Genomic DNA, 7,663 nt, shown 5'->3' on the forward strand with positions numbered 1-7,663 from the left:
GTTATGAAAAACGGGCGGTTTATTTTTGTGCTGCCATTACCTTGATTTCCTTGATCATGTGGCTCAATTAATCATTCACCAGACACGCCCTAGTCCAATTATATTATCATTCTTAATGGAGGTATGAATAATGTTTCAAGTTCAAGCGTTGAGCCTTATTAAAAGCCAATTAAAATTACTCACATCTGTTGTTCTCGCAATTCTTATTTCGGCAGTGTCTGTTTTGCCCGTATTTGCGGCAACTCCTGAGAAAACTGTTAACGCTTCTGCAACACTCGCATACAATCTCAAAGGACTTAAGCACAACCTGGCTGTTCAGAAAGCTTACATCGCTTCAACGTATCTTTACGTAACTCAGCGGTCCGGGGGAACATGCTATCTTTCAAGATTGCTCATAAACGGAAGTGACGCTACATACGTTGATGAAATGACCGTCACCAATGCCGGTCATTGCCAAACTCTAGATATGTACACATACAATGGTATAAATTACTTTTATTTCAGTTCAAAAGCAGATTCTTCAACATCGTATTACTGGTCGCTCCAGGTAGCAAGACTTCAATACTCGGCCGGCGCGACATATGATTATACGGATCTTCCTCGGTTCACCTATATGAATTACGCCGATAAGACAGGTACAAGATTAGGTGATACATACCGTGTTGATGGCGGCGGCAACAGTACCTATACTATTTTCCGCATACAAACTGTAGAAGGAACCGTAACTTGGTCAATTTATGATACGGTAGCATTGAACCAGCTTCTTGACAGCAACCAACAGGTACGAATGGACAGTGCGGCGGCGGTAAATGCCTGCTTTACCAGCTTTACGCAGTCGGGCGATGCTATAGTCAGACCGAACGGATCTTTCCAGGGTGTTGATATGCTCGGTAATACGGAAATATATACGTCAGGCGGCGCGGAAGGTGATATTCCGCAGATTGCTATGATGGACAACACAGGAGCATACAAAACCCTTGTGAAAATTACAAATGTGGGAACCCATGAAATCGAGGGAGTACAGACAAAAAACGGTAACGTTTATTTTAATATAGTTACAGACCCAGTAAATAAACAAAATACGCAGAAAATTTATTACGTTCCTGATAGCATTTTTAAATAACCGCCAAACTGGTCAGCCCCCCGAAAACCGTACCAAAAATAAAGTTAGAATAGCCGATACTGCTTCACCGCTACTGGGCCTAAAACCAGCAACTGACTACTATGGGACAAAGTACCGAAAATATTAATGGAATCGGAATCAGGCAAGGAAAAGGGAGAAAATACATTAAATTTCAACAACAAAACATTATTCGGAACAAAAATCAAATAAAAAATGACTTGAGATTACATGTAGCAGCTCAAGTCATTTTTTATTCTTTAACAATTGGGGGTAAAATCGGTCGGGGTCCCCTTTACTAACCGGACCTCTTCGTAGACTTTACCGTTTAGATAATTGACAATAGCCCGTAAACGCATGCAGCAACAGAACGGCTTTATTCCGCCTCTGAATGTAAAAGGCTTAGAACCTTCATGATTTTAACCCCCTGTACGAAATGTCGATTGTAACCAGATTGAAAATGGAAACGCAGTACGCGGCTTCATATTCTTAGCTTGTCATTTTTCTTTTCGAACCTGAAAAGGAACGACTGGATCCAATTTTGCGAGTAGTGACGCAACCACTAGCGCGATCAGTAAAAAACCTGTGATCATACCAACGACCCCGCCCCACCCAAATGAGGACCAGAACACTCCAGCGGTTGTTCCTCCAATGCTGGAACCCGCGTAGTAAAAGAATAAGTAAAGTGAGGATGCCTGAGCCTTATTTTGAAGGGCGCGCCGCCCCACCCAACTGCTTGCGATGGAATGACCCCCGAAGAATCCAAACGTTGTAATCGCCAGCCCAATGATCTTTAGCCATAGATCAGGACTCAGTGTCAGATAGACACCGACTAACGTAATGAACACGGAAATCATTAGTACCTTTCCACTTCCATATTTGTTTGCCTGCTTAGCCATCCAAACGGAACTAAACATTCCCACGAAATACACGACGAAGATGAAACCCACTAGTGTCTGGCTGAATGAATACGGCGGAGCAGTCAGTACATACCCCATGTAATTGAACAGGGCAACGTTACTGCCGAGGAGGAGAAAACCGATGCCATACAGGATCAGCAATCCGGGATCTTTCAGATGACTTATCAAGGAGCCAAACAGCTTGCCGATTTCCATTGAACGGGGATGAAAATTTTGAGACCTCGGCAAACTCACCAAAAATACCAGGCTGGATACCAGACTGATGACGCTGATTGTTCCCATCGCCACGTGCCAGTTAAACAGGTCGGTCAACGTTCCGGTAATGATTCTTCCGCCTACGGCTCCAAGTGAATTTCCGCTGATGTAGAGTCCCATCGCCACACCGAGACTTTTGGGCTCCATCTCTTCGCCCAAGTAGCCCATAGCGATGGAAGGAAGCCCGCCCAAAGCGAATCCTTGAATAATCCGTATCGCCAGTAAGGTGTCATACGTTGTGCTGAGTGCATCCAGAATGGACAAGATGGAAGCAGCAAGCATGGAGAAAAACATAACTGGTTTGCGTCCCCACACCTCTGATAAGGAACCGAACAGTAACATGCTCACCGCAAGAGAAATGGTGGTCATTGAAAGCGATAGGCTCGCCATGGTGGGCGATACGTGAAACTCTTTTGAGTACACTGGCATCAACGGTTGTGTGCTGTACAGAATGGCAAACGTGTTGAATCCGGCAGCAAAAAAGGCTAGGTTTGATTTGCGGAAAGCGGGTGTACCTTGTTGAATGTATCCCATGATGGATGAAGCCTCCCTAACTCGTTCCGTTCTTGGTTTCATACTACAATCGACAAATTGTGATGTAAAATTAATTATATGTATAGTTTTAATGCATATGGGTAATTGAAAAATTACATGTTCCTAATGAAGGAGGCTTCATAAATGGAGTGGCAGCAACTTGAATACTTTCAAACCCTGGCACGCATACAGCATGTGACGCGTGCTGCTGAGGCCCTGTCCCTTTCCCAGCCAGCTCTTAGCCGTTCCATTGCCCGACTGGAAGAAGAACTGGGCGTCCCGCTATTTGATCGCCAAGGACGTACCATCACACTAAACCGATATGGGCGGCTCTTTTTGAAGCGGGTAGATCGGATGTTAATGGAATTTAACCAAGGAAAACAAGAGCTTCAAGATCTTGTTAATCCAGACTATGGAGAGGTAGCGTTAGGGTTCCTGCATACGCTGAGCACCAGCTTAATTCCTGATTTAATCGGCGCTTTCCGAGTCCAATTCCCAACGATCAGGTTTCAACTGAGCCAAAATCACAGTTACTCTCTACTGGAGAAACTGAATGCAGGCGAATTGGACATTTGTTTGATAGCCGAGCCAACTGAAACAAAAATTCCAATCCAATGGACCCCGCTATGGAGCGAAGAGATTTTTGTTACCCTGCCGCTTGGACATCCTTTGGCAAGCGCTGAGAGCATAATATTAGATCAGATCGCGGACGAGTCGTTTATATTTATGAAGAAGGGATATGCGCTACGCGATACTACCGACCGGCTATTCCAAAAGAAAGGAATCAGCCCCAAAGTTACGTTTGAAGGAGAAGAAGTCGCCACCGCAGCGGCGCTCGTCGCTGCCGGGCTGGGTGTCTCGCTACTCCCCGATACTGGATTGGATAAAAGCAAAATTGTTCAGATCCGCCTTCGTGAGCCAAAGTGCCAACGTGTGATAGGCCTGGCGTTGATTGAGGGGCGATATTTGTCGCCAGTTGCCTCACGCTTTAAGCAGTTTGTGATGGATCATTTTCGCAGGATGGAATGATTTGAGGGATTTGGTCCATTTGTCCTTTATAAATTTAATCTGAGGACGGTATTCAATACATTAAAAGCGTCCCGTTAAAGGACGCTTTATTTGAAAGGGAAATACCATGGAACACGCGATTTAATCAATAGCCCAATCGATATATCTGGAGAAATTAAACGGTTTGACGACGACGATGGATCAGCATACCCACTCCGGCTGCTAAGAGTGTCGCCCCAAGTCCCATGCTATTTGCATAAGGAGTCGCTGTTTTTGGCAGTTTTCCACCTTGGCCGTTTGGTTGATGTCCCGTGCTTCCGCTGTTCCCACTGTTTCCACCATTGCCAGGCTGGGTGGTTCCACCGTTATTCCCACCATCTCCCGGTGTAGTGCCACCGCCGTTATTATCCCCAGGATTGGTACCTCCACCATTGTTATCGTCAGGATTATGGTCTCCAGGGTTGTTATTACCCGGTTTATGATCATCTGTTTTTACACAGAAGAGATTTCCTTTTTTGCCTTTGAGCAATAAGGATGTGTTCGCTTTATCTCCATCTAACTTTCCGGTAAAGTGAATGTTGAAACAGTATTCGACACTTGGCTTTAATCCTTCAAAACGAGCGTGGAATTGGGCTTTGGTCGATTGATTGAGATGAGCTGGTTTTCCGGCTTTGTTCGGTCCAACAGGAACGATTTGCCACTCTCCACTGTCTACCGTGCTTGCACCAAAAATGCTTGTCCAAATATCAATGGTAGAATCGGTTACTTCTACTTTCGGTAACAGGTGGTATTTGGCATTTACTTCAGGTTGATTACTGGATTGTGCAAAGGTAGACATCGGAAATGCTAAAGCAGCTGTGACTGCTAAGGCTGGAACTACTTTCGTCCATTTTCTCACTTTAAAAACCCCCTAATATGTAATTTATTTTTGTGATACTAAATTTTATAAATGAAATAAGGTTTGAAATCTATAACATCGGTTCATTGTTCAAGTAAATGACTAAATTTTCAGTACACAAATCTGTAAAGCTTTGATCATAAAAAAGTCATATAAAATGAACATAAAAAAATTGATAGATTATATGATTTTTACAGGCTACTTTCTTCCATTTTCTCGTGGGAGTCTTTTTTATAAAGGCTCCCTTTTTACTGTAAAAGAGGAGAATACGTGTACTCATACAATGTTGAGATGAAATTCGAGAAAAATTTTAAACTCAAGAAATTTGTTCGTTACATAAATAAACGTTCATAAAAAAGTTTTTTGTTATTCAGGCGAGATTCTATATATATTGAGTAGAAAAAGAAAACGATACATAAAATAAGGAGAACTATAATGGTTAGATTAGCGTGGCTCTGCATGACAACCGTCGAGTAAAAGCAATAAGGCTCTATGTACACGCGAACTAATTATAAACTCAGATACATGATTAGTTATATAGGCGTTTAGGTCAAGCACAAAGCAACTTAAATGCTCTGGGTCGTTTAAAGACGGCAAACTGGCTTTTCGTTTTTTAAGTTCGTTTATTATTTCTTGATAATGAACAATTTGTTTTTCTACAATGGATCCATAAGCTCCAAAACGTTGTGATTTTGAGTTGCTGATATTTGTAAAAGTAAAAGCCAAAATAGTTACGATAGAGGTAATCACAGCTGCATAGAAGTCTCCACTATTTATGCTTTCGTTAAACTGTTTCCAATCCTGTGGAAGAGCAGATTTAAATGCTAATCCAATCATCTGCCATGTTGTTTCTTGATTGTTTTCAGAAGCTTTTTTAACCTGTTCATCAATTGCTTCAATAATTTCGTGTTTTTCAATATTATCAATTAACCCAAATCCATCTAACAAATAGGCACCTAATTTTCCTATAAATTCTTTATCAATAACATTAGAAAAAACCAAAAATATGCTAGCTATTAATATTGAAGTAAAAACTGTCATGTATTCCTTGTTCCGCCATGATTGTACAGCCAATAGAATTAATACAACGACTATAATAACCCCTATATTATCAAGTAAAAATGTTGCAGCAACTATAGTCTCCTCCTTCAAATGACCCCCCCCCCTTATTATTTTCTATATATTATTTCTCGAGATATTGGAAGAGCGCAAACTTAATGAACCCCATATGTCCAGGCAATTATGCAACGTTTGAAGTTACAGATTGGCGAAATTCTCGCGGCGACAGATATCCAAGCGCAGAGTGAGGTCTTTCATTATTGTAAAAGCCTATAATGATCAATGTCCAGTTTAGCTTCCAGGAACGATCCATATTCTTGGAGCCAAACAATGGAGCCAAACCGTTTTCTCTTTTAGCGTACGAAACCAACGCTCAATGTAGGGGTAGAGGGAGCATCGGCCGATTTCGGGGCCATCTCTCCAGTAAATGGAAAAAGAACCGCGAAGCGGCTCGGTGGTGTTCCAGAGAATTAATTTGGAACAGAGGAAATCATTATGCGTATTGCTGTTGGTGGAGACACTTATCGGAGCATAAAGGAGTAGGTTTATGGTCACTGTAGCATCTGTCTTACCCCTTGTTGGGATTGTAGTTGTAGGAATTGCGATTGTTTGGGCGCTAGTGCATTTCTCTAAAAAGAAGTAGGAAGCATACAGGGCCTTTGCGCCCTTTTTACATTTTTTTCTATCTATCGTGCCGCTTTTGGCCGTATCTCGAATATACCCCATGGAATATATAAAAGAGCATGCCCGCCCCTGCGCTCCTGCACCCCTGCCGCCCTCAGGCATTATCTCTCGTATGCGGTCACGGTGATCTCAGCGCTTCAGCTCATGCTCTGTCGATTTCATTTATTGCCACTATTTGCGCGGTTTATTCATCTGGCGGCGAATCTCCAAAGTGCGCCGATTCATCACTTCAACACACAAATCCGCGATGCGCTTTGAAATCGTAAAAATATCCTCTTTGATTTGAGGATCAATATACTGCCCTAATCCTGGACTAAGTTTGACTTCCATTTGATTGCTATCATCAATAATGAATTCCATAACGGTGTTTCGTGTGCTATGGATTTTGTACGGGGACAGTGCCTGACCCGTTAACTCCACCAACGGAATCAACTTCTCATGGATATCGGGATACATATCCTGTGCGATAGCTTGATTTAGAATGAAATCCAATCCATCCCTTGCCTTATCAAATCGAAATAAAAAGATCAATATGTACAGCTCCCTGTTGTTTGTTTTAGTTTTACATGCCCATCATAACAGAACGCCTCACTCAACGAACAGACAAGTTGCAAAACAAAAGAGGCTCCTGAGAGCCTCTCTGAGGCGTTTTATTTTGTTCCAGATACATCTGGGTATCTCCCGACTATTCCATTTATTGGGCAGATGGCACCAAATTCGAGCTTCGCTACTTCTACCCCTGTTAGGGACGCTCTAGCACAGTGGCAAGAATGCGGTGAACAACCTCGTGGTCACGCGGATCGTGTAGGCGGTAGTCCTCACCCGGCAGCGTGTACCACTCCTTAGCGCCGACATACGTGATGGCGAGTGTGAGAAAACCATCATCATCGCAGGTGGTGCGCAGTTCGAGCTCCCCGCTGATCACGCCGACCTCAGCGGTCATCACACCGTGGGTTGCGGTGAAGATTGATGACTTCTCTTCCATACGAGTGACTCCCTTCTCGGGTTGGATGATTGAACGGTCAGTTGGTAGTATTTGCAGACGTGCGAACGGGCTCAGTAAGAGCAGGTGTTCAGCATGCTTTGTAGCGCGGACTTCTCTGACGACTGCAGGGTCAGGCCCCAGCGGTACTTGGTGTGGATCCACCACTTCGCGTACGCGCAACGGGCGCCGGACCGTGGCGG

At 43.4% G+C, this 7,663-nt stretch carries 7 protein-coding genes; 2 read left to right on the forward strand and 5 right to left on the reverse strand.

Annotated features, from left to right (window positions below; all coding sequences use genetic code 11):
* Positions 1 to 130: 130 nt before the first annotated feature.
* Positions 131 to 1,123, forward strand: coding sequence for a hypothetical protein (locus ACFQNG_RS04340; RefSeq protein WP_379863638.1), 993 nt, complete (start codon positions 131 to 133; stop codon positions 1,121 to 1,123).
* 494 nt (positions 1,124 to 1,617) lie between these two features.
* Here the strand turns inward: ACFQNG_RS04340 and ACFQNG_RS04345 are convergent, their stop codons facing one another.
* Positions 1,618 to 2,829: an MFS transporter gene (locus tag ACFQNG_RS04345; RefSeq protein ID WP_379863639.1), complete on the reverse strand. Its 1,212-nt coding sequence runs from the start codon at positions 2,827 to 2,829 to the stop codon at positions 1,618 to 1,620.
* 144 nt (positions 2,830 to 2,973) lie between these two features.
* Here ACFQNG_RS04345 and ACFQNG_RS04350 point away from each other — a divergent pair, with 144 nt between their 5' ends.
* A complete protein-coding gene (locus ACFQNG_RS04350; RefSeq protein ID WP_379863640.1) occupies positions 2,974 to 3,858 on the forward strand; it encodes a LysR family transcriptional regulator in 885 nt (294 codons plus the stop codon).
* 154 nt (positions 3,859 to 4,012) lie between these two features.
* On the opposite strand, the gene ACFQNG_RS04355 is transcribed toward ACFQNG_RS04350, so the two are convergent.
* From ACFQNG_RS04355 to ACFQNG_RS04370, 4 genes are all read right to left on the reverse strand, one after another.
* Entirely contained in the window at positions 4,013 to 4,735 is a 723-nt protein-coding gene (locus tag ACFQNG_RS04355) for a hypothetical protein (RefSeq protein WP_379863641.1), read from the reverse strand.
* A 444-nt stretch (positions 4,736 to 5,179) separates the two neighbouring features.
* Positions 5,180 to 5,887, reverse strand: coding sequence for a hypothetical protein (locus ACFQNG_RS04360; RefSeq protein ID WP_379863643.1), 708 nt, complete (start codon positions 5,885 to 5,887; stop codon positions 5,180 to 5,182).
* 762 nt (positions 5,888 to 6,649) lie between these two features.
* The gene (locus tag ACFQNG_RS04365) at positions 6,650 to 7,009 is read right to left on the reverse strand and encodes a hypothetical protein (RefSeq protein ID WP_379863644.1); all 360 of its coding nucleotides are present in this window, start codon (positions 7,007 to 7,009) and stop codon (positions 6,650 to 6,652) included.
* A gap of 211 nt (positions 7,010 to 7,220) precedes the next feature.
* Positions 7,221 to 7,463, reverse strand: coding sequence for a hypothetical protein (locus tag ACFQNG_RS04370; RefSeq protein ID WP_379863645.1), 243 nt, complete (start codon positions 7,461 to 7,463; stop codon positions 7,221 to 7,223).
* Positions 7,464 to 7,663: the final 200 nt, after the last annotated feature.

The organism is Laceyella putida (assembly GCF_042665195.1).
Lineage (GTDB): Bacteria > Bacillota > Bacilli > Thermoactinomycetales > Thermoactinomycetaceae > Laceyella > Laceyella putida.

Bases quoted from the DNA above. Each gene is read 5' to 3' on its own strand.
- ACFQNG_RS04340 (WP_379863638.1), top strand. From the start codon at position 131: ATGTTTCAAGTTCAAGCGTTGAGCCTTATTAAAAGCCAATTAAAATTA.
- ACFQNG_RS04345 (WP_379863639.1), bottom strand. From the start codon at position 2,829: ATGGGATACATTCAACAAGGTACACCCGCTTTCCGCAAATCAAACCTA.
- ACFQNG_RS04350 (WP_379863640.1), top strand. From the start codon at position 2,974: ATGGAGTGGCAGCAACTTGAATACTTTCAAACCCTGGCACGCATACAG.
- ACFQNG_RS04370 (WP_379863645.1), bottom strand. From the start codon at position 7,463: ATGGAAGAGAAGTCATCAATCTTCACCGCAACCCACGGTGTGATGACC.